Origin of the sequence: Prosthecodimorpha hirschii, assembly GCF_001305515.1 — a bacterium.
Taxonomy (GTDB): domain Bacteria; phylum Pseudomonadota; class Alphaproteobacteria; order Rhizobiales; family Ancalomicrobiaceae; genus Prosthecodimorpha; species Prosthecodimorpha hirschii.
Map to the genome: position 1 here is coordinate 1,775,752 of NZ_LJYW01000001.1, position 23,820 is coordinate 1,799,571.

Genomic DNA, 23,820 nt, shown 5'->3' on the forward strand with positions numbered 1-23,820 from the left:
CCCAATGGATGTGCTCCGCTCGCTCTGGTCGATCTACGATCAGGAGATCATCGCGCTCCTGCTGACCTGGCCGCGCATCCACGGCTTCCTGGCGACGTCGCAGATCTTCACCGCGACCTCGGTGCCGCGCCTGTCGCGCACCGCGACCGTGTTCGTGCTCTGCCTGCCGGTCCTGCCGGTGAATTTCGACTATGCGCTGGCGATCGAGCGAACGCCGCCGGTCTTTGCGCTGCATTTCGCCAAGGAATACGTCATCGGCTTCCTGCTCGGCTATCTGGTCGGCTGGATCTTCTGGGTGGTGCAGTCCGCCGGCGCCTTCATCGACAACCAGCGCGGCGCCGCCATCGCCTCCAGCGTGGACCCGCTGCACGGCCACGAGACCAGCCCGATCGGCAACATGTTCAGCCAGGTCTTCCTGACCTATCTGTTCATCACCGGGGCCGTGCTGCCGATCTTCGGGCTGCTCTATGCCTCCTACGGCGCCTGGCCGGCGGACCGCACCGTCCCGCTGATCTCCGACCAGTTCCCGAAGATGCTGCTGCTGATGTTCGATCACGCCTTCCGGCTGATGTTCGTGCTGGCGGCGCCGATCATCGCGATCATGTTCATGGCCGAATTCGCGCTCGCCATGGTCAGTCGCTTCGCACCGCAGATCCAGGTCTTCATCCTGGCCATGCCGATCAAGAGCGCCTTGGCGATCTTCGTGCTGATCTTCTACTTCAGCATCCTGATGCCCTACTCGGCCAAGCAGATGCTGACCATTCCGGGAATGGCCGATACGTTCTACAATATGCTGAAGGCCGGCGAGAAGATCCGCCAGCTGCAGCCTCCGGGAGGCACGGTACGGCCATGAGCGAAGGCGGCGAAAAAACCGAACTGCCGACACCCAAGAAGGTGCGCGACGCGCGCGCCAAGGGTCAGGTCGCCCGCAGCCAGGAGGTGGTCACGACCATCTCGCTCCTGTCGGTGATCGCCTATCTGTGGGCGACCTCGCAGTCGACCAACATGCGCCTGATCGCCTTGATGAACGACATCGCGCAGCTGTCCACCGGCGACTTCCGCACCAACGCCTATAACGGCATTTCGATCGCCTTCTCGGAAGGCGTCAGCATCATGATGCCGGTGCTCGGCGTCGCCATCTTCTCGGCCATTGCGGCCAACTACATGCAGTTCGGCAGCATCTTCGCGCTCGAGAACCTGACGCCCAAGCTGGACAAGATCAGTCCGGCCCAGGGCTTCAAGAAAATCTTCTCGATGAAGAACCTGATCGAGAACCTGAAGTCGGTCGCCAAGATCATCTTCCTGTCGATCCTGCTCTATTTCGTCGTGCGCGATTCCATGGGCGCCTTCCTGACCGCCCTGCCCTGCGGCCTGACCTGCCTCGCCTCCGTCGCCAGCCTCTATATGGGCAAGCTGTTGGCCTACACGGCCTTCGCCCTGATCGTGGTCGCCCTGATCGACTTCGCCTATCAGCGCCACACCTATACCAAGAGCCTGATGATGTCGAAGGACGAGGTGAAGCGCGAATACAAGGAAAGCGAAGGCGATCCCCACATCAAGGGCCACCGCAAGCAGCTCGCCATGGAACTGATCATGGGCGACGGCGGCCACCAGGCGCGCAAGTCGAGCGCGGTCGTGATCAACCCGACCCATTTCGCCGTCTGCATCGCCTACCGGCCGGACGAACTTCCGCTGCCGATGATCGTCGCCAAGGGCCGCAACCTGCAGGCCCACTACCTGCGCACCGAGGCCGAACAGGCCGGCGTGCCGATCTTCCGCAACGTGCCGCTGGCGCGCGCGCTGTTCGCCGATTGCGATCCGGGCGAGTTCGTGCCGGACGAACTGTTCGATGCCATCGCCGAGGTGCTGGCCTGGGTCGAGCGCAACAAGGATACGCTCTACAAGGGGCCCCTGCCCCACGGCGTCATCGACATGGAAGCCGGCGACCACCGCGTCACCGAGGGCGTCGCACACCGGATGTGACGGAAGGTCCCGGTTCAGGCGGAGCCCGGAGAGACGGTGGGCCACGCCGACGGCGCGGAGTGCCCCTCCAGGGGGGCGATCGCGACCCGTCCCGCCGGGGTGGCGCCTTCGACGGTCGGAACCGGCTCTCATACCAACGGCCCAGGATGCTGACGCATCGGGCCGTTGAGGCAACGCGAATTTCTCATAGGCGTCAGAGGCATGAGAAATTCGCGTATAGAATACCGACGATCATTCCATGACCGTCGGTATCAGAACCGGCTCGAAGCGACCCAGTTGATGGCGGGATCGAAGACCAGGACGGCGTTGCCGTCCTTGATCTGCACCAGCGCACCGAGTTCCGAGACCGAAGCGATCCGGGACGCGGTGTCGAGCGAGGTGCCCTCCGGCAGCTTGCGCCCGTCGCGGGTCTGCACATAGCGGTCCGGCCCGATGCTGACGCCGGTGATGTCGAGCGGGAAGGTCGGCAGATCGCGCACCACGAAGCGGACGAATTCCGGATTGCGCCGGACCTCGTCCATGTAGAGCGAATTGTCGATCACCGAGGCCGGCTTGTCGCCCGCCGCCTTGCCGGCCACCGGCTTCGCACTTCCGGCGCCGTTGCCCGCGGAGCCATTGCCGGACGAAGCACTGGCCGCGGTGCCGTTACCGGCAGATCCACTGCCGCCGGCGCCGTTCGATGCCGATGCAGCATTGATCGCCGCCGCCATCGGCGCCTTGCCGAACGCCGCACAGGCCGCGACACCGCGCGGATTCATCGCGGTATCGATCAGCACGCGCTGCTCGGCCTGATCGAAGCTCGCCAGCGACAGGTCGGTCGAGACGCTCAGGAGATCGAGCCAAAACAGCGACGCCGTCAGGCTTGCGGTGGTCACGCGCGCGCCCGGCCAGCAGAGTTGCTCCGGCCCGGCCCGCTGCTCGCGCAAGGCCGCCAGATAGACGGCGGAGACGCGGCCGCCTTCGGTCGGCGCCGCGGTGCCGCCCGGACCGGCCCAGCCGACCTTGGACAGCGCGTTGAGCGCCGCGGCGAGCGTGCCGGGGCTGAAGCCGTTGCGTTCCGGCAACGCGCCGCCCTCGCGCCATCGCTCGATCAGCGTGCGCGCCTGATCGCGCAGGCGGGCACCGTCGAGGGCCGCCGCCGCCGTGATCGCCTCCGGAACCGGGGCCGTGCCGCCGCCCAGACTGCCGAGGCCGCCGGCCCCGCCGACGCGCGGACCGGGTCCCGGCCGTCCGTCGCCGGGCCGACCGGGACCGCCGGCCTGGCCGCCGGGGCGTGCCAGTCCGCCATTGCCGTAGAGCGTGTTGAAGTCGTAGCGACCGGACTTGATCTGCTCCGGATCGATCAGCAGTTCGCCCTCGCCGGCCTTGCCGCCGATGACGAAGGGCACGACCGGACCGCGTTCGCCGTTCTCGGCCTGCACCTGGACCAGCGAACGCAGGCCGATATCCTTGGCGAAGCGCGCCGAATAGGACTGCATGAAGGCCAGCCAGGCGTCGAGCCGGGTGGTCGGTACGATGCCGCTCGCCTCGATCAGTTCCTTGTCGAGGCGGAACAGGACGAAGGGATCGATCTGGTTCTGGCGTCCGAGCCGCTCCACGTCGCGCAGCAGGATGCGGGCGGTGCGGATGCGGTTGTCGAGCGCGCGAATGCCGAGCACGTTGTCGCGCAGCAGGGCGACGAACTTGTCGGCCGTCTCGGCATCGAGCACCACCCCCTCGATGGCGACCTCGCCGTTGCCCGTGACCGAGCTGGTCAGCGCAAGCTGGCGCGACTTGATCAGATTGTCGATCTCGTTGCGCAGCGAGGCGAGCACCCAGATGCGCGGATAGGCAGCGACATTGGTCTTCTCGATGGCATTGGCCAGAGCCCGGCGTTCGACCTGGGTCTCGACATAGCCGTTGACGTAGATGGTGCCGTCGACTTCCCGTCGGATATCGATCGGGCGGCCGAAGGGAAACTGGTTCAGCGCGTCGCGCAGGATCTCGACATCCGAGCGCTGGTCGACCGCCACCTGCTTGCCGACCTTGCCGTAATGCTCCCAGACGTACCAGCCGCCGAAACCAAGTGCCGCGATGACCGCGACCCACGGCAGGGCCGAGCGGCCGCCGCCTTCGTTGCGCGGCCGCGCCTGGCCGGCCGCCTTGGCGCGGGCGAGCGGGTCCATGCCCTTTTCGGAATCGTCCTCGGCGATCGTCGACCACTTGGCCGTCGGCGGCCCGAGTGCGAATCGGGTCGTGCCGGCGGTGATCACGTCGAGCGGCTCGACCTCCTGCCAGTCCTGGTTCCCGGCCGCGACGATCAGGCCGTTGGCCGTCCGGAACGAGCCCGACCCGCCGGCGATCTGGATCTTGCCGACCGCGACGCGGAGCTTCAGGTGCCCCGGCCTGAGACTGACATCGACCAGCTGGATATCGTCGTCCGGACCGGATCCGAGCGCATAATCCCCCGGCGTCAGCGACACCTCGGCGCCGGACTGCTGCCCGTTCAGGATCTTGAGGATCGTCCGTTCCGACTCCGTACCGTCCGCCATGACGCTCCGCCGTGCCAATCCGCCGCGCTGACGCCGCCCCGCCGGGGTAGCGTTCAGGTCACAAAGCCGCCGTCCCGATCGGATGGCTGCGCAGCGTCGGCGAGACTACAGCCCCGGCCCCGCGCAGCAAAGTGCGACCGGTCCAATTGTACGCAACACTTATCGGCATTTCCAATGACAGATGTGCCGTTCGGCACAATCGCCCGACCCGGATCGGCTAACGTGCGATCCGTCAGGCCCCCGCGCTGATCGACCCGGGTCATCCAGCATGGTGACCCCGCACCGACCCGCCGGGCATAGCCGGCATCCTGCTCCGTTGCCCATCGGTATCACCCGAACGGCTTTGTGCTGCATGAGATTGCGCTGATGCATGCAAGCGTCGTATACAATGCCAAGACCGCTCCGGGAGGCCGCAGCCGCCCGGGGTGGCTATGCGACGTGAGGGGGCAGGTCGCCGACGGGCCGCCGGAGGGCATGGATGTCTCGAGCGGATACCGAGTTCGCATCGATCGGCAACGAAGCGAAGGCGGCCTTGCAGTCGGCTCTGACGTTGCGCAACTACGGCAACAACGAATTCATATATTTGCAGGAAGACGACGCCGAGCAGTTGTACTTCGTACGCGCCGGCCATGTCCGCCTGTCGCAGCTCCTGGAAGACGGCTCGGCGATCCTGTTCGCCATCCTGCCGCCCGGGGAAGCCTTCGGCGAGTTGGGCGTCTTCGAGCGCGGCCTGCATTGCGACATGGCGACGGCGGTCGGCAGCGCGACGGTGGCGAGCGTTTCGGCACGCACATTTCGCAGCCTCGGCCAGCGCCATCCGGAGCTCGATCAGGCTCTCGCGCGTCTCGTGGCGCGGCGCTACCGGTCCTATATCGAACTGACCCGCAATCTGAGCCTGCGCAGCCTGTCGGCGCGGCTCGCCCAGGCGGTGCTGCGGCTCGCCGACGGGCTGGGCACGCGCATGCCCTACAAGGGCCGGGACTGCGCCTGCATCGGCTCGGTCGTCAACCAGACCGATCTCGGCCTGATGGCGCGCGGCGCCCGCGGCAATGTCAATCGCGCGCTGAAGAGCTGGGAGCGGTCCGGCTGGATCGTCACCCAGAACCGTTCCATCATCATCGTCGATCGCAACAAGCTCGAACTGCTTGCCCTGCAGGAGGACGAATGATCCCGACCCACGAGCCCGCACAGGCGGTTCTCCCCGATCTCCCGTTCGGCATGACGGAGATCGAGGAACGGTTGCGCGGCCCGGAAGCCTCGGCGTTCCGAGAGGAACTCCTGGAACTGCTCGACCGCGCGGCGATGGCGGTCGAGGAAGATCTGTCGGCGGGACTTCCTCCCGCCGACTACACCCGTGCCACATCTCTTTCCCGTGCGCTTGCGGCGGCAAAAGAGATCGTGTTAGCTTTTCCTACAACTTGACCTCTCGGGGAGGGGAACCTCATGACGCAGACCACAGGCTCGGCCCTCTGGGTCGATACGCTCACCAACGGCGGCAACAACGGCGCGCAGTGGATCAGCGACTATGTGAACCGCGACGGCTTCGACCTGGTCTGGCGCCAGCGCTATCTGTCCGAACAGATGACCAAGATCGAGGACGACATCCGCGCCATCGAGCAGAACGCGAACCTCTCGGACACCGAGAAGATGTTCTCCATGCAGATGGCCATGAACACCTGGTCGGCGATCTCGAACCTGCGCACCAACGTGCTCAAGAGCGTCTCCGATACGCTGAAGTCGATCGCCCGCAACGTCGCGTGACGTTGTCACCGGGGCCGTCACGCGGCCGGCACATCGTGCCGGCTCTCAAGTGATTGCGTCGACTGTCATGAGAATGTCAGGCCCGTCGGCTGTGCCGGCGGGCCTTGTTCTGTGCGGGAACCTATCGGCGGGCTGACAGCCAGCGATCCGGCACTGTGACGTCCGTCACACTGCACTTGCCTGATCTGGCTATTTTGACCCGAACACCCGTCCGAGACAGCGGAGAAGGTTCTGGTGGCCGGTCCCCTCGAATCCATCAGACAGACGATCGCCACCGAGAACGTGATCTCGCCGGTCGGCGTCGAAGTCATGCGCGAGGTGCGCGGAGAGTATCGCGGCGAGCGGGTCGCGACCACCGACGAGGCCTCGAAGCTTTCCGATGCCGCCGAGGAGATCGGCATGTCGGTGGCCCATCGCGCCGACAAGAAGTCGCTCGGCCAGCGCGAAGTCCGGCAGGGGCGCGGCGCCAATCTGGAGGCCCTCGCGCGCATCGCCGACTATTACGACAAGCTGCCCAACATGCCGCGCGAGGACGCGCTCAAGGCCCTGATCGACCAGTTGCAGACCTTCGAGGATCTCCTGGGCGAGGCCGGCGGCGGAGGCGGCGGGTCGGTTTCCAAGGAGGACATCCTCGCCGCGCTGCAGAAGTTCGACGGCGACGTGACGCACCAATACGCCGCCCTCGACATGGCGCTGGAATATTTCGGCACCACCGATGTCGGCGAATCCTTCATGGCGCTCCTGGAGGAGGCGCGCGGCGATTTCGAACGCGGCGACCTCGGCCGCGACGTGCGCGCCGGCTTTGCGGCCGCCGAGATCGCCGAGCGCGAGGCGGCGACGCTGGAGACGGATCCCGGCAAGGTGCGCGACACCTACCGCCAGATGCTGCGCGAATCCGGCAATATGGGGCAATTGTTCGACCAGATCGCCAAGTTCGACATCTCGAAGAAGTTCGCCGAGATTTGCGAGGTCTTCCGGGAGATTGCCGGCCGCGACATGAACATGACCGGCCCGTCCTCGGATCCGACCTTCCTGCATGGCCTGCTGACCGAGATCTCCAAGCTCAAGAAGCTGCAGACGGTGTTCGAGTCGAGCCGGGAACTGGTCGACAAGACCGAGCGCATGTTGCCGGCCGCGGGCCGGGGCATCGGCTCGCCCGAGGAAACCACCAGCAAGCTTCTGAATTTCGCGGCGAAGATGGCGACCAGCCTGACCGACGCGCGGGGCCTGCTCGGCAGCTACGAAAAGGCCGGCCCGCAGACGCAGGTCGTTTTCGCCAACGGGCTGAAGCTCCTTCATGCCCAGTTGCCGGACGACCTGATGCCGTCGATGCAGGCACGGCTCCAGCAGGTCAGCACCCTGGGAACCCTTCTCAACAATCTCGTCGCGGAAGAGGAAGCCGCCTACGAGGAGGAGATGGAGGAGAAGGACCGGGACAAGGATGTCCGCGACAAGCGCAAGCGTGACCAGGAGCGCAGCAACTGATGGCCAGCCTTTCCAGCGCAGCCCTCGTCACGGTCGAGACCTTCGCGGGCGCCATGGGCTTGCCGGCGCGGGCCTCCGCAGACGGCAGCTACGCCTTTCGCTTCGCCCGATCCGGCACCTTGTCGATCACGCCCGCCTCGGACGACCGGGTGGTCATGAGCCTTGCCTGGATGCCGGAGCGCCGCGACGCCTCCGGTCCCCGGCAACTGCTTGCGGCCGCAACCCATGATCCGGCGACCGGACGGTACCTTCATACCGGGATGGCCCCGGACGGCAGCTTCGTGGCGGCTGTCAACCTCGATCAGCGCCATCTCGACCTTCCGACACTCGACCAATGGCTGCGCCGCCTGCTCGATCTGCGCAGCGCCTTCGGCTGATGGTTTCGTTCGTCCGATCAACGACTTGATCGACCACCTCCGGAGGCCAGACGTGCCCTTTCCCGTGCCGTGCTCCCGTCGATTGCGCGACCGTGTGTCGTTCGGGCAATGGCTGCCCGAAATCTAGTATGCAATCCGTAGCCTGCCGTAGAAGGGCAGGTGCGATCTGTTAGTATCGAATACGTGAATCGGGGTGAGGCCTGGACCGAATGTCGGGATGGGGTGTGGAATTGAGGCGCGCCGGACCGATTCGGGTCCCGACCGACAGGGTCGGGGACGGCGCGGCCCGGACCGATACGGCATTCGCTCCCGAGCGGGAGGAATCCGGTCGACCCATTGCGTCTTCTGCAGCCGGCCGGACCGCGGGAGGCAGACTTCGATCCCTGTTGTCGCGGCTTGCCGAAGCGGCGGGCGAATGGAGCCACGCTCCGGGCCGGCCTTCCAAGGCGTCCTGGGGCCTTCTCGCCGTCGTCGCACTGGCGCTGCCCGGCTGTTCCAGCATTCGCGGCGATGCCTGCGCGGTCGGTCATACCGAGGGTGTCGAACGGGTTGACGACGGCGCCTGCAACGGCGGCTTCCTGTCTGCCCTCAATCAGCGCACGACCCTGTTCGGCGGCGACGACAACCCGAAGCTCTATACGGGCGAAGCCGCCCGGCGCGGACCGATCATCGACACCAGCGTGGTCAATGCCCGGCGCAGCGACAAGTATCGCCCGATCGTCGGCTATATGGGCAGCGTCCGGGTCGAATTGGCGGCAGCCCAATCGGACGCCGGCATCCAGAACGACCTGCTCGATCTGCGCAAGGCCGGCTCCAACCTGCAGAACCCGGACGACCGCGTCACGGTGTCCTTCGAGAATGCGACGCTCGACTTCTTCCTGAAGCAGATGCTGGGCGGTGCGCTCGGCGTCAACTATGTGGCGCCGCAAGGCCTCGGCGGCAGCGTCACCTTCAGGACCGAGCAGCCCGTGCCCAAGGCGCAGGTGCTGCAGATCGTGCGCGACATCCTGGCCCGCGACGGGCTGGTCATGCGGCTCTCCAACGGCGTGTTCCAGATCGGCCGCGGCGACCAGATGGCGGCCTTCGAGGCAGCCACGGCGGCCAGCCGGATCGGCGACACGACGACGCGCGTGGTGCGGCTGCGCCGCGGCTCCGCCCCGGAATATGTCCAGTTTATCCGCCCGCTGCTGCCCGACTACGTGCAGATCGAGGCGACGAGCTCGCCGGATTCCCTGCTGCTGCGCGGTCCGTCCCAGGATCTGCAGAAGCTGGAGGAGTTGATCGGCACGCTCGGCGCCAACGGCCTCGGCGACGATCGGGTCGCCATCATCCAATTGCGCCAGTCCGCACCAGAGGTGGTCGCGGCCAAGCTGATTGAATTCTATCGCACCCGCACGACCAGCCAGGTCGACCAGATCACGATCGTTCCGCTGGAGAACCAGCAGTCGCTTCTGGTCGGCACCCGCGATGCCCGCATGATGGAAGGCGTACGCCGCCTGATCGCCGAACTCGATCGCGACCTTTCGGACGAAGTCAGCCTGCGCATCATCCCGCTCGAATATCTCTCCGCCGATCAGGTGGCGCAGCAGCTGATCGCGATCCTGGCCGGCAGCGGCCAGGGCGGCAATCGGCAGGGCTCCAAGGTTCAGGACGGTTCGAACCGCGGCGGCGGTGGTGGACAGGGGCAGGGCCAAGGCTCCGCTGCCGCCGCCATGGCCCCGCGCGTCCAGCAGTCGTCGCCGGAATTCGACGAAGACGGCAACAACGTCACGCCCCCCGGCTTCGCCATGGGCGGCGGCGGGGGTGGTGGTGGCGGCGGCCGACGCGGCAACGGCTTCGACCAGCCCGATTCCAACGGCGGCAACGGCGGGGGCGGCAACGGCGCCGGCCGGCCCGCGTCCGGTCAGGGCAGCGTGGTCGTCGGCGGCACGGAGGCCATCCGCATCGCGGCCGACACGCGCAACAATACGCTCCTGATCAACTCGAACTACACCATGTTCAAGCGCGTCAAGGAGGTCGTCCGCGCCCTCGACGTGCCGCAGGCCCAGGTGGTGATCGAGGCGACCGTCCTCGAAGTGACCATCAACCACCAGCTGCAATACGGCGTTCAGTGGTTCCTGCAGGCGGCGGGCATCAACATCCGCGCCTCCGCAGACCCGACCGCCCGCGATCCGGGCGGCTCCGGCGGCGTCGCGACCGCGACGGCGACCATCGGGCAATCCGATATCGGCGTGGTGATGACCGCCCTGCAGGGCGTGACCAACGTCAAGGTTCTGTCTTCGCCCTACCTGACGGTCGTCGACGGCTCTTCCGCCCGGCTGCAGATCGGCGACCAGATCCCGTTTGCGACGCGGACGCAGCAGTCGAACAATGTCGGCAACGTCACGGTCACCCAGCAGATCGAAGTCAAGGATACCGGCATCATCCTGGAGGTGACGCCGAAAGTCCGCTCCAACAACGGCGTGCTGCTGGCGATCAACCAATCGGTTTCGAAGCCGCAGGATACGACGCTCAACGGCAACGTCACCCCGGTCATCTCCAACCGCCAGATGAAGTCGGACATCCTGGTCCAATCCGGTCATACCGCCCTGCTCGGCGGCCTGATCCAGGAACGGCACGACAAGACCGAATCCGGCGTCCCGGTTCTGAAGAACGTTCCCTATCTGGGCGAACTGTTCAAACAGACGTCCGACACCGTCGGCCGGGTCGAGATGCTGGTGATGATCACGCCGCGCGTGGTGCGCCGGACTTCCGAAATCGACAACATCACGCGCATGCTGCACAAGACTCTCTATCCGAAGAACATGCCGCGCTGACGCAAGCGCGGCCGGCCGAGCGGAGGCCCGAGATGCGTCGCTCCGTGTCCGATGATCGATGGGCCGGCCCCACGAAGTCGTGGCGGACAACCGCCCGATGCCTGGCCGCCGCGGCTTTGCTGGTATCGGTCGGCACTGTCTCAGCCCGTGCGGACGAGGCCGAGGCCGCAATGGATGCATATGTGCAGTGCCTCGATCAGCGCTACGCGGCGCTCGTGAAGACCAGTTGCGAGCCGGCCACCGTGCTGGTCACCGCCATGGTCACGGGCTGCAACGGTCTGCCGCAACGCCGCCTCGAACAAGCAATCCTACCATTCCATCGCTTCTTCGAAGAGATGAAGATCACCATGATGGGCATCCGCGCCGCCCAGAGTGATCGCCTCCTCACCCGCGTGATCGAGTATCGGGCCACCAATCCCTGCATGTCGCGCTGACCGCCGCACCGAGGTCGCGCCCGGCATCTTCCCCAACGAAGACGCCATCGTCCGCCGCGTCGGCGCATTGTTGCGGGAGCCGAATGATGATTGGGCGGCCCAGCGCGCCCGGTCCATGACGCTGGAAGCCGTCGCCCCGCCCGGCAATGATGCCCTCATCGGCATGCCTGCCGCGGCATCCTGATCAGCAAGGCCCGCGCCGAACAGCGCGGCCCGCGCCACCGCCACCACGCCCGGGAATACGATCGCGATGGTCCCTTCGCGATCGTCCCTCGAGGCCATGGAGGCGGGTCCGGAAGTTGGGCCGATGAGCCGGCCCCCCCAACGGATGCGCCGGGGGTCTCAACCGCGGCGGCGGCTGGAGCCCGTCCCTTCGGGCTCGAAGCCGGCGGGGACATAAGGCCGGAACGCGCTCTTCTCACTGCCGCAATCCGGGCAGCGCCATGCGGCGTCGAGCTCCGCAAAGGGGACGCCGGCGCCCGCAACTCCGTCGTGGATATAGTAGCAGCCGCGGCAGATGAAGCGTCCCGCGGGTGCGGGACCGGGCGTGAGGACGGCGGCGGCTTCGGCCGGAGCGGCGCTGCCACCCGGGCCGGGCACTGCGAGCGGATCGCCCACCACCACCTTGCCGCCCCTCTGGGTCACCAGATAGACGCCGAGATCCTTGTGGCCGAACCGGGCGCGCAGGGCGCCGGGAATGTCCATGTCGCGCTTGCCCGTCTGCGGGTTGACATTGGTGGCGCCGCATCGCCCGTTGCGCCGGTCGACACGGAACACGGCATCGCCGAGGCGGATGTCGCTGCCGACCAGGTCGAATTCCTGCCAGGGACGGAGGCCGTCCACATAGAAATTGGCACGGAAGCGCAAGGGGTCGAGCGGCCGGCCCCAAAGCTCCTCCAGCTGACGCAGCGTCGCCAGATTGATCAGGGAGATCACGTTGTCGGGCTTGTCCATGAAATGGCCCTGCCGGCTCTGCACCAGATGCGGCGCGTCGCCCAGCGTCGGCACGAGGCCCCGGACGAAGCGTTCGAGGTCGCGGCGTCCCTCGTCAGTCCGCAGATCGGCGCAGAACACGGCCTCGCGCTGCGACCACGCGCGGAACACCAGACTGTCCGGGTCCAACTCGGTGCGCACTTCGGCCAGGGCCTCGTCGATCATCAGCATGACGAACAGGCCCTTCTTGGCCCATTTCGGATCGTAGCGATCGATCGGGACATTCGGCCGGGCCAGCGCGAAGATGCGGTCGAACGGAAAGGGCCTGCCCGCCTCGAGCATGATGCCGTTCACCGGTTGGGCGCTCATGCCCTTGATGGGATAGCGATAAATACCACGGACGATCTGCATGGGATCCTCGGACAGCGCGTTCGGGGCCGACACTGCCCGAGCCGGCGGGGCGGCGCGTAGGGCCGGCTTGTGGCGATTGCGGGGGGCCGGTTCGCTGCGGGGAACCTGGGACAGGGGCTCGGAGACCAGCAGTTCCGACAGAAAGCCCGGGCTGCCGTCGAGCTTGTCGTCGACCAGGTCGGACAGGCGGGCGATGCCCTGCTCGATCTGCCGGGGTGCCATCGCCGCATAGCCGAGGATGATCCCCCGGCGAGCCAGCGCGGTGTCGAGCCCATCGTAGGCGCCGGCCGATGCCAGCGAATAGACGCCGAGCCGCGCCTTGCGCGCCATGGCTTCGAGGGTCGCCGCAGGGGGCACGCCGGGCGGCAGCTGCCAGCAGATGTGCAAGCCCGCGCCGGTTCCGGCCAGGTCGACATCGCCAAAATGGCGCCGCAGCGCCGCGACGGTCGTGTCGCGCGCCTCGCGATAGTGCCCGCGGGCCCGCAGCAGATGCGAGACGAAACTGCCCGAGCGGATGAACTCCGCCAGGACATGCTGGTCGAACCAGCTGTTGCCGTTGTCGAGGAGCCCCTTCACGGCCACGGCCGCATCCGCCAAGGCCGGCGGCACCACCAGGTAGCCGAGCCGCAGACCCGGACCGAGCGATTTCGAAAAGGTGCCGATATGGATGGTGCAGTCCGGCGCCATCGCGGCGATGGGCGGCAGCGGTGACCCGTCATACTGAAAGTCGCTGTCGTAATCGTCCTCGACGATGTAGGTGCCCCGCCGGCGCGCCCAGGCGATGAGGCTCTCACGGCGTGCCATGGAGAGCGTGGCGCCGGTCGGAAACTGATGGCCCGGCGTGACATAGGCGAGCGCGGCCCCGACGTCGGGCAAGCGGGCCGTGATCAGTCCGTCCTCGTCGACCGGCACGCGATGCACCACCGCGCCCGCCGCCTCGAACGCGAAGGTGGCCCCCTGGTAGCAGGGATTTTCCACCACGACCGGCGTTTCGGGCGCGATGAAGAGCCGGGCCGCGATGGAGAGCCCCTCCTGGGCGCCGGAGACGATCACCACCTGGCCCGGATCGGTCGCGATGCCGCGCCAGGCGCCGAGATGGTTGGCGATCGCCGCACGCAAGGCGGACAGGCCCGCCGGATCGCCATAGCGCGTCATGCCCCGCCGAAGCCCGCCGGAGACGGCACTCTGCATCAGCCGCCGCCAGGTCTTGACCGGGAACAGGGCCTCGGCCAGCCGGCCGGGATAGAAATCGAAGCTGAGCCGGCTGCTCTGGGCGTCGCTCAGCCGCTGCACCCGCTGCGGCACCCGCGGCCGCACCCGCTCCACCATGGGCGTTTCGATCCTCGTCGCCGGAAGGGCCGGCGACAGGACGGCTCTCGCCTGGGGGGCGAGAACGAAGATCCCGGCGGCCGGCCGGATGCTGACCAGGCCGTCGTCGTGCAACTGCTCGTAGGCACGCACCACCGTGTTGCGGGCGACCTGCAGCTGATCGGCAAGGCGCCGGGACGAGGGCAGGCGCGAGCCGACGGCGATGCGGCCGTCCTGGATACCGGTTCTGATCTGCGCGACGATCTGCAGCGCGAGCGTTTCCGCGACCGTCCGATCGAGCAGGACCGTCACCTGGGCCGCATATCCCCGCAGGCCCTCGGCGGCGGACGGCGCGGGAATGGGACGTCGCTCCATGGCCATGATCCGGTGGGTGATGGCCGCCATGGGACCAGTTTGCCCGCGGCCGGTCCAGGGGGCGGTCCGTTGGCACCCATGCTTTGTCGGCGACTGGCACCATGACCCGCCCTGTGCCGCCGCGGCTGCCGCTTGACGCGCCAAATCCGTATTGCCGGCGAGCGATATGACCAAGCCTTAGCCAAGGACGGCGTCCCCGGGCCCACGACGCCGGGTCCGATCTGGACGCCTGCGATCCTCCGCGGTCGGCTCTGATGCGACGGGCACTTCCCGCCCATCGTTCAGGCAACCGGGAGCCGGGCGGCCGTCATGGATGGCCGAGGCCTCGGTGATGGTCAGAAGGAGTGAGATATGACCCTGACACGCCGCACTTTCGGCAAGAGCCTTGCCGCGCTGACCCTGGCGACGACCCTGTCCGGTCCCGCCCTCGCCGAGGAGACGATCAAGATCGGCGTCCTCCATTCGCTCTCCGGGACGATGGCGATCTCGGAGACGATCCTCAAGGATCTGATCCTTTGGCAGGTCGAGGAGATCAACGCCAAGGGCGGCCTTCTCGGCAAGAAGATCGAGCCGATCGTGGTCGATCCGGCCTCCAACTGGCCTCTCTTCGCCGAGAAGGCGCGCGACCTGGTCGAGCGGCAGAAGGTGGTCGCCGTCTTCGGATGCTGGACCTCGGTCAGCCGCAAGTCCGTACTGCCGGTGTTCGAAGAGCTGAACGGGCTGCTCTTCTATCCGCTCGAATATGAGGGCGAGGAAACGTCGAAGAACATCTTCTACGGCTCGTCCGTGCCGGACAACAAGGCGATCCCGGCGGTCGAATACCTCATGTCCAAGGACGGCGGCAGCCACACCCGCTTCATTCTCGAAGGCACCGACTACGTCTATCCGCGCACGTCCAACAAGATCATCCGCGCCTTCCTCAAGTCCAAGGGGGTCGCCGACGAGGACATCCGCGAGAACTATACGCCGTTCGGCTTCTCCGACTGGCAGACGGAGGTTGCCGCCATCCGCAAGTTCGGATCCTCTGGCAAGAAGACCGCGGTCATCTCGACCGTCAACGGCGATGCCAACGTGCCGTTCTACAAGGAACTGTCCAACCAGGGCGTCAAGGCGACCGACATTCCGGTCATCGCCTTCTCGGTCGGCGAGGAGGAGCTGAAAGGCCTGGATACGTCGCAACTGGTCGGCCACCTCGCCGCCTGGAGCTATTTCCAATCGATCGACACGACGCAGAACAAGGAGTTCATCGCCCGGTGGCGGGCCTACAAGAAGGATCCGAGGCAGGTCACCAACGATCCGGTCGAATCGGCCTATATCCTGTTCAACCTCTGGGCCCAGGCGGTGAAGAAGTCCGGTTCGACGGATGTTGCGGCCGTCAGCAAGGCCATCGTCGGCGAAAGCGTCGTCTCGCCGGGCGGCAACACGGTCACCATGAACGCCAACCATCACGTGACCAAGCCGGTGCTGATCGGCGAGGTCAACGCCAAGGGGCAGTTCGACATCGTCTTCCGCAGCGCGCCCATCGCGCCGAAGCCCTGGAGCCCGCACCTGCCGGAAAATGCCAACCGCCAGTGACGGGATCGGGCAATGCCGTTCCTGGCGGCCGGCCCCACGGCCCGCTGCCAGGAACGACGCCGACGCAGCGATGCGTCAGGAGCATTCGCCGCCGGTCGGCGGCGGGCGGGTGCTTCCCCCCACCGAAGCCCGGCCGCCGGCCGCATGCCGCCCCGCCCTCGCACTCACGATCGATGCCGCCCGCGGCCGCGCCGGCGCGGCCCGCGCCCCTTCGGAGCCTGCTGCCATGCCGAACGTGACTTTCATTCTGGCGGACGGAAGGGTCGTCACCGTTCAGGCCGAAGCCGGCTCGACCGCCATGCTGGCAGCCGTCACCCAGTCCGTTCCGGGCATCGACGCCGAATGCGGCGGCTCGCTGGCCTGCGGCACCTGCCATGTCTATCGCCTGTCAGGCGATTGCGGCGAGCCGAGCGCGGCAGAATGCGCAATGCTCGACGCTCTGACCGGCGAAAGACGCCCGAACAGCCGCCTCTCGTGCCAAATCCGCCTCGATGCCGACACGGAGGTGACCCTCGCCATTCCGGCCGAGCAGGGGTGAAACGGAAAGGTCTGCAGAGGAGAACCGCAGACCTGCCGGAATACCCTCCCGGCTCGTTCAGCCAACGCCGGGACAGAGCGGACAGCGCGGAAGCGCGCTTGTCGAGACCCAGCCTTCGAATCCAAGTCCGTGATGCACGGTCCGACGCGCCGCCGACCGCCACTGTTCGCCGCAATCCGCGCACGGGTTTGGGACGAGCGACTAAAAGCCGAGCAAGATCAACGGCAATTTGGCGAAAGTGGCGCTCCCAAGGGGACTCGAACCCCTGTTTTCGCCGTGAGAGGGCGACGTCCTGGGCCACTAGACGATGGGAGCAGCTGCGGCGGCAAGGCCGCCTGGACGGGGGTCGGTATAGCCAGCCGCGGGGCGGCTGGCAAGTGGAAAGCGTGGGCCGGGTGCGATTGTCCCGGCGGCCGGGCGAAAATACGGCGGGCGGGCTCCAACCGGCTTCGCCGGCCCCAACCGGCTTCGCCGGCTCAGCGCCTGCCGTACAGATCCAGGCGGCGGGTCCAGCTGCTCGGAACCGCACACCCTGCCTTTTCGGCTTCGCCGGCTTAGCGCCTGCCGTACAGATCCGGGCGGCGGGTCCAGCTGCTCGGGACCGCACACCCTGCCCTTTCGGCTTCGCCGGCTCAGCGCCTGCCGTGCAGATCCGGGCGGCGGGTCCAGCCGCCGGGAACCGCAAACCCTGCCCGTCCGGCTTCGCCGGCTTAGCGCCTGCCGTGCAGATCCGGGTGGCGGGTCCAGCCGCCCGGAGCCGCGCGCCCTGCCCGTCCGGCTTCGCCGGCTCAGCGCGGGCGGGGCAGGTCCAGGCGGCGGATCGGCTTCAGGGTGGCGAGGTCGACGACCAGGATGGCGGCGCCGGTCGGGGTTTCGAGCGTCACGGCGAGGCGGTCGCCGTCGAGGGTGGTCCCGGTGACGCGGGCGCCTTCGGGCAACGGCAGCGCGGCGTCGAGCGGACGCTCGAACGCGGTCGACGGCGGGGCGGCGGTCTTGTATGTCGAGCGGTACAGCACGGCGGCGAACACCGCCACGATGCCGAGCGCCAGCGTCGCGTAGCCGACCGCCAGGAGCTTGCGGAACTTCGCCTGCAGGCGCAGCTGCGCCGGATCGAGCGGCGGGTCCTTGTCGTCGTCGTCGAGAATGGGATGGGTCATGGCGTCTTCGCGACGGAACTCGGGCACGAGGGCAACGGCACCGGATGGCGGCCGCCGGCTGGCGACCGGCAAGACGGACGCGCAACGCCCCCCTTCCCTACCCGGCCCGGCCGACCGCGTCGAGGCCGATGACGCCGGCGCGCGGCAAGAGATCGACGCCGCCACGGCGGCCGATACGCACCGGCAGAGCCCCGGGGCGCCTGCGGGTGCGGCCGCAGCATCCGGCCCGCCCAGCCCTGAACGGACCGGGGCCGCAGCGGCCAGTCGACAATCTCCGATGACAGCGACGAAGGCCGACGCGGCGGCGTCGCCGGTCCCCGGTGGGCCGGCGGGGGCGACCGTGACCTCCTTCGCGCCCGGCATCGTGGCGCCCGGAGCCGTAGCAGCCCGTCCGAAGTCCCGGCTGCCCGCGACGAAAGCCGACGCAGCGGCGTCGCCGGTCCCCGGGGCGCCGGCGGGTGTGGCAGCCGCCTCCTTCACGCCCGGCCCTGGGGCGAGCGGGGCTGCAGCGGGCCCGCGGGAGCCCGTCCTGCCGGCCGGCGGCGACACGATCGACGAAGACGACGAAGCCCTTGCGGTCGGCGATCCGGCCGTGACGCCAGGGAGCGCGCGGCGGATCGAACTGGTCATCGAAGCCGACGCCGCGACCGAACGGCTCGACGCCGCGCTGGCCCGGCGCCTCGCCGGCGACGACCTGTCGCGCAGCCGCATCAAGGCCCTGGTCCTGGATGGCCGCGTCGCGGTCGGCGGCCGGACCGTGACCGACCCGTCCGCCAAGATCGCGGCCGGCGCAGCCGTCGCGATCGACCTGCCGGCGACCGCTCCGGCCGCGCCGGGCCCGGAGCCGATCCCGCTCGCCATCGTCCACGAGGATGCCGAGGTGGTGGTGCTCGACAAGCCGGCCGGGCTGGTCGTGCATCCGGCCGCCGGTCATGCCTCCGGCACGCTGGTCAACGCGCTGATCGCCCATTGCGGCGCCTCGCTGTCCGGGATCGGCGGCGTGGCGCGGCCCGGCATCGTGCACCGGCTGGACAAGGAGACCTCCGGCCTGATGGTGGTCGCCAAGACCGACCGCGCGCATCGCAGCCTGGCCGCGCAGTTCGCCGATCACGGCCGGACCGGACCGCTGGAGCGCGCCTATCTGGCGGTGGTCTGGGGCGTGCCGCGCCAGCGTTCGGGCACCGTCGACCTGCCGATCGGGCGCAACCCGCGCGACCGCGAGACCATGGCGGTGGTCCATGGCGCCCATGGTCGCGAGGCGATCACCCACTACGAGGTGCTGGAGACCTACGGGCCGGCGCAGGATCCGGTCGCGAGCCTGGTCGAATGCCGGCTTGAGACCGGGCGGACCCATCAAATCCGCGTGCACATGACCCGCCTCGGCCATCCGCTGCTCGGCGATCCGACCTACGGCACCGGCTTCCGGACCAAGGTGGAGAAACTGCACCGGTTGGCGCCACAGGCCGCCGCAGCCCTCGAGGCCCTCGGCCGACAGGCGCTCCACGCGCGCCTGCTGGCCTTCGAACACCCGAAAACCGGCCGCACGCGGCGCTTCGAGAGCGACCCGCCCGCCGACATGGCGAGCCTGATCGAGGCGCTGCGCAGCATCGGCTGAGCGCGCGATTTTGCGCCCCCCACCCCTTGAATCCCGGCCGCGGCACCTTAGTTCAATAATTCAAAACAATGTGACGATCCGTGACCCGAAGCGAGTCGCCTTCTCGCCGCAAAGCCACGTATACTCACTCATGACGCGCCGATGAGGGCGTCGGCCTGATCCGCCGATGGTCGGGGATCGGGTGTCGCGCCGGGCGAACCCGGCGGCTGGAACGAAGATGCCTGTGCGGGGGTTCCCTCCGACACGTCTCGGTCCGGCATCCAACGGAGGAAAGGGCGCTTCCATGGCCCGCACGCAGTCCCTTGCACCGCTTGCCGCTCTCGAAGGTGGCCTCTCGCGCTACCTCAACGAGATCCGGCGGTTCCCGATGCTGGAACCGCAGGAAGAGTACATGCTCGCCAAGCGCTATCACGAACATGCCGATCCGTCCGCGGCCGAACGGCTGGTCACGTCGCATCTGCGCCTGGTGGCGAAGATCGCGATGGGCTACCGCGGCTACGGCCTGCCGATCTCCGAGGTCATCTCGGAGGGCAATGTCGGCCTCATGCAGGCGGTGAAGCGGTTCGAGCCCGAGAAGGGCTTCCGCCTCGCCACCTACGCCATGTGGTGGATCAAGGCCGCCATTCAAGAGTATATCCTGCGCTCGTGGTCGCTCGTGAAGATGGGCACGACCGCAAACCAGAAGCGGCTGTTCTTCAACCTGCGCAAGATCAAGGGCCAGATCCAGGCGCTTGAGGAAGGCGACCTGAAGCCCGAGCAGGTGACCCATATCGCCGTCAAGCTCGGCGTCTCCGAGGAGGAGGTCATCTCGATGAACCGCCGTCTCGGCGGCGACGCCTCGCTGAACGCGCCGCTGCGCGCCGACGAGGACGCCTCCGAGTGGCAGGACTGGCTCGTCGACGAGAGCGCCAATGCCGAGACCCGGATGGCCGAGGATCAGGAGCTCGACAGCCGCAAATCGCTTCTGAAGAACGCGCTTTCGGTCCTGAACGATCGCGAGCGGCGCATCTTCGAGGCGCGCCGTCTGGCCGAGGATCCGGTCACGCTCGAGGATCTGTCGACGGAGTTCGGCGTCAGCCGCGAACGCGTCCGGCAGATCGAAGTGCGGGCCTTCGAAAAGGTCCAGGAGGCCGTCAAGGCCGGCGCAGTGAGCATGATGGCCCGCTGACGCGACCGGCGATCGGTGTCGATCGGGGCTGGATCCGGATCGGATCCGGCCCCTTTTTCTTGTCGCCTGCCGTTGCCGCAAGATTGCCGGACGCGACGCCGGATCCGGGCTTCGCCACCGGCGCCGGTTCGGCACACGACCTGCCGATCCCTGCGCGGCGGCCTGGCGTGGACGAGCGCCCCTAGTGGTCAAAGAGTTAGTGGTTTGGATTCACGAGACGGATGGGTACCATCCGTCTCGATCAAACCACTAGGTTTGGCGCCAGCCGGTCAGGCCGTCACGCCGAGCGTGGCCCCGAGCGCGGATTTCGAGGCCTTGGAGGCCGAGAGATAGGCGCCGGCCGCATCGGCCGCCGCGTTGGTGGTGCCGGTCAAGGCCGCGCCGGCCTCGTCGGATACCGCCTTGGTGTATTTGCCGAGGAGCTTGAAGAGGTTGCCGTCCGGCTTCTCGCCCGACACGGCGGCATCGAAAAAGGCCTGCAGCTTCTGCAGGATCTCATCCGACTTCTGCGTCTCGTCGGTCGTCGAGGTCGCGGTCGCCGCGGCAAGTTCGGAGATGTAGCTCTTCAGGCTCTTGCGGGCCGTGTCCGTGGCGCTGTCGGCCGTATCGGTCCCGCTGGTCGACTTGGTGCGCTGTTCGGCGGCGCTGAGGAGCGCACCGAGCGCGTTGCTGGTGCCCGAACTGCCGGTCGGCACGAATTGCCGGGCCGACTTCGCCCCGAGCGTCGAGGCATCGACGCCGGCTTCGTTGCTTCCCGCGCTCTTGGTGCTCTTGCGGCTCAGCAAATCCGCCACTGTGCGCCGGACCGACCCGCTGACGATCGTGTCTGCCATGATGTTTCGCCTTCTCGCTGCCCGTCCGTCGGGCGGGGATGGACAGGTCAATGCACAGACGATGCCAAATTGGGACAGCTGCCGATCCGGCCGACCGAAACCCGCGCCGGTGCAGAGCGGAAGGCGGCCAAGCGGGCTTCCGGTGACGGCCGGTCGCCGCTATGAATGCGCCTCCCTGCCGTTTGCGAGACCTCCATGCCCGACGCCACCCGCCGCCTGCCCGCCTCCGCCTTCGCCTATCGGGACGGCGAACTCTGCGTCGAAGGTGTCGCCCTCGCCCGGATCGCGGAAGCGGTCGGCACGCCCTTCTATTGCTATTCGGCCGGCCGGCTGCGCGAGCGCGCCCGCGCGCTCAAGGCGGCGCTCGGCCCGCTCGGCGTCGACATCCATTTCGCCATGAAGGCCAACGGCAATCAGGCGGTGCTGGCGCTCTTCGCCGCCGAGGGCATCGGTGCCGACATCGTGTCGGGCGGCGAACTGGCCCGGGCGCTGGCCGCCGGCATTCCGCCCGGCCATGTGGTCTTCTCCGGCGTCGGCAAGACGGCCGGCGAGATCGATGCGGCGCTCGCCGCCGGCATCCACCAGATCAACGTGGAATCCTTCGAGGAACTGCATCTGGTCGAGACGCTCGCGGCCGCGCGCGGGATCGTCGCCGAGGTCGCCCTGCGCATCAACCCGGATGTCGATGCCGAGACCCATGCCAAGATCACGACCGGCAAGAAGGACAACAAGTTCGGCATCGATGTCGACCGGCTGGCCCGGCTCGACAACGAGTTGAAGGCGCTCGCGCATGTCCGCGTGGTCGGGCTGGCGATCCATATCGGCTCGCAGATCATGTCCGCCGGCCCGTTCCTCGCCGCCTACCGGACGCTGCTGGCCGCCGCCGACACGCTGAAGGCGCGCGGCGTGCCGCTGACCCGGCTCGATCTCGGCGGCGGCTTCGGTATTCCCTACGAGAACGAGCTGGAATTCTCCTTCGCCGACCTGGCCGGGGCGATCCGCGAGACCGTCGCCGGCAAGGGCTATGCGCTCGCCGTCGAGCCCGGCCGCTCGCTGGTCGCCGATGCCGGCGTGCTGGTCAGCCGCGTCGCCTTCGTCAAGGATGCCGGCCACATGCAGTTCGCCGTGCTCGACGCGGCCATGAACGACCTGGTCCGGCCGGCCATGTACGAGGCCCATCACGACATCGTACCGGTGCGCGCGCCGGCGGCCGGCGCCGTGCCGGTCGAATATGACGTGGTCGGTCCGATCTGCGAATCCTCCGACACCTTCGCGCGGCGGCTGAAGCTCGCCCCGCTCGCGGCCGGCGATCTGGTCGTGCTGGCAACCGCCGGCGCTTATGGGGCGACCATGTCGTCGACCTATAACGGCCGCGCGCTGATCCCGGAGGTGATGGTCGACGGCGACCGCTTCGCCGTGGTCCGCCGCCGGGTCGAAATCGCCGAGCAGATCGGCTGGGACAGCGTGCCGGATTTCATCGCCGCCCCGAAGACCCCGGACGCGTCGGCCTGACCGCGGGGGGCGGCATTACGCCCCGCCCCTCCCCGCGCTCCGCGTCGTCAGTTCGGCATTTTCGGCACGACCGCGTAGCTGTCGAGCGGCGGGATGGTGTCGATCAGCTTCTTGGCCTTCAGGAAGGCGGCGAAGCGGGTGTAGCGGTTGGCGTCGAGCGCGGCCGGGCGCTTGGCGAAACGGGCCAGCGTGTCGAAGAAGGCGCGCCGGTTCAGGTCGTCGTCGAGCTTCGGGTCGGCCTTGCGGAACACCGCCCAGGCCTCGTCCGGATTGTTGGTCAGCCACAGCGTCGCCGCCTCGACGGCCTCGACAAAACGGCCGAGCTTCGGATCGGCGGCCCGGTCGCGGCGGGCGACGTAGATCAGCTCGTCATAGGGCGGCACGCCGGCCTCCTCGGGGAAGAAGGCGCGGCCCTTCTTGCCGGCCAGATCCAGTTCGGTCAGCTCGAAATTGCGGTAGCCGCCGACCACGGCATCGACCTGGCCGGCGCTGAGTGCCGCCGTCAGGGCGAAGTTGACGTTGATCAGTTCGACATCCTTGAGCGACAGGCCGACGCTCTCCAGCATGGCTCCGAGCACGGCATCCTCGAAGCCGGAGACCGAATAGCCGACCTTGCGGCCCTTCAGGTCCTTCAGCGTCTTCACCGGCCCGTCGGCCAGCACGATGACCGTGTTGAGCGGGGTCTCGACCAGCGTGCCGAAGCGCACCAGCGGCAGGTTCTCGGCCACCGCCATGTGCAGGCTCGGCTGGTACGAGATGGCGATATCGGCCTGGCCGGCGGCGACCAGGCGCGGCGGGGCGGCCGGATCGGCCGGCGCGATCAGCTCCACATCCAGCCCGGCCTTGGCGAAGAAGCCCTTGTCGCGGGCGACGACCAGCGGGGCGTGGTCGGGATTGACGAACCAGTCGAGCGCCACCGAGAGCTTGTCGGCGGCGGCGGCCGGCAGGGCGGCAAGGCCGAGCGCGGCGGCCAGGGCGAGCGACGCGAGAATGCGGGGCATCGTTGGG

At 67.9% G+C, this 23,820-nt stretch carries 19 protein-coding genes, 1 tRNA gene and 1 pseudogene; 15 read left to right on the plus strand and 6 right to left on the minus strand.

Annotated elements, in window-relative coordinates; all coding sequences use genetic code 11:
* The first annotated feature begins 4 nt into the window (after nt 1-4).
* Nucleotides 5-853: a type III secretion system export apparatus subunit SctT gene (gene sctT / locus ABB55_RS07730; RefSeq protein WP_054358294.1), complete on the plus strand. Its 849-nt coding sequence runs from the start codon at nt 5-7 to the stop codon at nt 851-853.
* Nucleotides 850-1,983 carry a type III secretion system export apparatus subunit SctU gene (gene sctU, locus ABB55_RS07735; protein ID WP_054358295.1) on the plus strand — a complete coding sequence of 378 codons (1,134 nt, stop codon included), beginning with the start codon at nt 850-852 and terminating at the stop codon, nt 1,981-1,983. Before sctT ends, sctU begins: the two co-directional genes overlap by 4 nt.
* 251 nt (nt 1,984-2,234) lie before the next feature.
* Here the strand turns inward: sctU and ABB55_RS07740 are convergent, their stop codons facing one another.
* Nucleotides 2,235-4,514, minus strand: a complete 2,280-nt coding sequence (locus tag ABB55_RS07740; RefSeq protein WP_054358296.1) for an FHA domain-containing protein — start codon at nt 4,512-4,514, stop codon at nt 2,235-2,237.
* Nucleotides 4,515-4,992: 478 nt separating this feature from the next.
* On the opposite strand from ABB55_RS07740, the gene ABB55_RS07745 reads away from it, so the two are divergent.
* The 8 genes and pseudogenes from ABB55_RS07745 to ABB55_RS30845 all read left to right on the plus strand — a co-directional run.
* The gene (locus tag ABB55_RS07745) at nt 4,993-5,682 is read left to right on the plus strand and encodes a Crp/Fnr family transcriptional regulator (RefSeq protein ID WP_054358297.1); all 690 of its coding nucleotides are present in this window, start codon (nt 4,993-4,995) and stop codon (nt 5,680-5,682) included.
* Nucleotides 5,679-5,936 carry an EscE/YscE/SsaE family type III secretion system needle protein co-chaperone gene (locus ABB55_RS07750; protein ID WP_054358298.1) on the plus strand — a complete coding sequence of 86 codons (258 nt, stop codon included), beginning with the start codon at nt 5,679-5,681 and terminating at the stop codon, nt 5,934-5,936. Before ABB55_RS07745 ends, ABB55_RS07750 begins: the two co-directional genes overlap by 4 nt.
* A 21-nt stretch (nt 5,937-5,957) precedes the next feature.
* Nucleotides 5,958-6,275, plus strand: coding sequence for an EscF/YscF/HrpA family type III secretion system needle major subunit (locus tag ABB55_RS07755; RefSeq protein WP_083463442.1), 318 nt, complete (start codon nt 5,958-5,960; stop codon nt 6,273-6,275).
* A 234-nt stretch (nt 6,276-6,509) separates the two neighbouring features.
* Nucleotides 6,510-7,760: an HrpJ domain-containing protein gene (locus ABB55_RS07760; RefSeq protein WP_054358299.1), complete on the plus strand. Its 1,251-nt coding sequence runs from the start codon at nt 6,510-6,512 to the stop codon at nt 7,758-7,760.
* Complete coding sequence (locus ABB55_RS07765) at nt 7,760-8,137, plus strand: type III secretion system chaperone family protein (protein WP_054358300.1); 378 nt, start codon at nt 7,760-7,762, stop codon at nt 8,135-8,137. Before ABB55_RS07760 ends, ABB55_RS07765 begins: the two co-directional genes overlap by 1 nt.
* Nucleotides 8,138-8,523: 386 nt before the next feature.
* Nucleotides 8,524-10,953 carry a type II secretion system secretin GspD gene (gene gspD, locus ABB55_RS07770; protein ID WP_054358301.1) on the plus strand — a complete coding sequence of 810 codons (2,430 nt, stop codon included), beginning with the start codon at nt 8,524-8,526 and terminating at the stop codon, nt 10,951-10,953.
* A 32-nt stretch (nt 10,954-10,985) separates the two neighbouring features.
* Nucleotides 10,986-11,387, plus strand: a complete 402-nt coding sequence (locus tag ABB55_RS07775; RefSeq protein WP_152981966.1) for a hypothetical protein — start codon at nt 10,986-10,988, stop codon at nt 11,385-11,387.
* Between the two features lies 1 nt (nt 11,388).
* Nucleotides 11,389-11,571: pseudogene (locus tag ABB55_RS30845) on the plus strand (IS256 family transposase); the annotation flags it as partial.
* 158 nt (nt 11,572-11,729) lie between these two features.
* Here the strand turns inward: ABB55_RS30845 and pdxR are convergent.
* Nucleotides 11,730-14,414 carry a MocR-like pyridoxine biosynthesis transcription factor PdxR gene (gene pdxR, locus ABB55_RS07780; protein WP_160321191.1) on the minus strand — a complete coding sequence of 895 codons (2,685 nt, stop codon included), beginning with the start codon at nt 14,412-14,414 and terminating at the stop codon, nt 11,730-11,732.
* Nucleotides 14,415-14,765: 351 nt separating this feature from the next.
* Between pdxR and urtA the strand changes: the two genes are divergently transcribed.
* Nucleotides 14,766-15,989 (plus strand): urea ABC transporter substrate-binding protein, encoded by a 1,224-nt coding sequence (gene urtA, locus ABB55_RS07785; protein ID WP_054358304.1) that lies wholly within the window; start codon nt 14,766-14,768, stop codon nt 15,987-15,989.
* A 226-nt stretch (nt 15,990-16,215) separates the two neighbouring features.
* Complete coding sequence (locus ABB55_RS07790) at nt 16,216-16,527, plus strand: 2Fe-2S iron-sulfur cluster-binding protein (protein ID WP_054361905.1); 312 nt, start codon at nt 16,216-16,218, stop codon at nt 16,525-16,527.
* Between the two features lie 239 nt (nt 16,528-16,766).
* Here ABB55_RS07790 and ABB55_RS07795 read toward each other — a convergent pair.
* Together ABB55_RS07795 and ABB55_RS29615 are read right to left on the minus strand one after the other, a co-directional pair.
* A tRNA-Glu gene (locus tag ABB55_RS07795) sits at nt 16,767-16,842 on the minus strand.
* 473 nt (nt 16,843-17,315) lie between these two features.
* Complete coding sequence (locus ABB55_RS29615; RefSeq protein WP_054358305.1) at nt 17,316-17,684, minus strand: hypothetical protein; 369 nt, start codon at nt 17,682-17,684, stop codon at nt 17,316-17,318.
* Between the two features lie 616 nt (nt 17,685-18,300).
* Here ABB55_RS29615 and ABB55_RS07805 point away from each other — a divergent pair.
* A complete protein-coding gene (locus ABB55_RS07805) occupies nt 18,301-19,299 on the plus strand; it encodes an RluA family pseudouridine synthase (RefSeq protein WP_054361906.1) in 999 nt (332 codons plus the stop codon).
* 283 nt (nt 19,300-19,582) lie between these two features.
* Nucleotides 19,583-20,467 (plus strand): RNA polymerase sigma factor RpoH, encoded by an 885-nt coding sequence (gene rpoH / locus ABB55_RS07810; protein ID WP_054358306.1) that lies wholly within the window; start codon nt 19,583-19,585, stop codon nt 20,465-20,467.
* 269 nt (nt 20,468-20,736) lie between these two features.
* Here rpoH and ABB55_RS07815 read toward each other — a convergent pair whose 3' ends face one another.
* Nucleotides 20,737-21,300, minus strand: coding sequence for a hypothetical protein (locus ABB55_RS07815; RefSeq protein ID WP_054358307.1), 564 nt, complete (start codon nt 21,298-21,300; stop codon nt 20,737-20,739).
* 195 nt (nt 21,301-21,495) lie between these two features.
* Between ABB55_RS07815 and lysA the strand changes: the two genes are divergently transcribed.
* On the plus strand, nt 21,496-22,812 hold the full coding sequence (gene lysA / locus ABB55_RS07820) for a diaminopimelate decarboxylase (RefSeq protein ID WP_054358308.1): 1,317 nt from the start codon (nt 21,496-21,498) through the stop codon (nt 22,810-22,812).
* A gap of 47 nt (nt 22,813-22,859) precedes the next feature.
* Here lysA and ABB55_RS07825 read toward each other — a convergent pair whose 3' ends face one another.
* Nucleotides 22,860-23,813 (minus strand): ABC transporter substrate-binding protein, encoded by a 954-nt coding sequence (locus tag ABB55_RS07825; RefSeq protein ID WP_054358309.1) that lies wholly within the window; start codon nt 23,811-23,813, stop codon nt 22,860-22,862.
* Nucleotides 23,814-23,820: the final 7 nt, after the last annotated feature.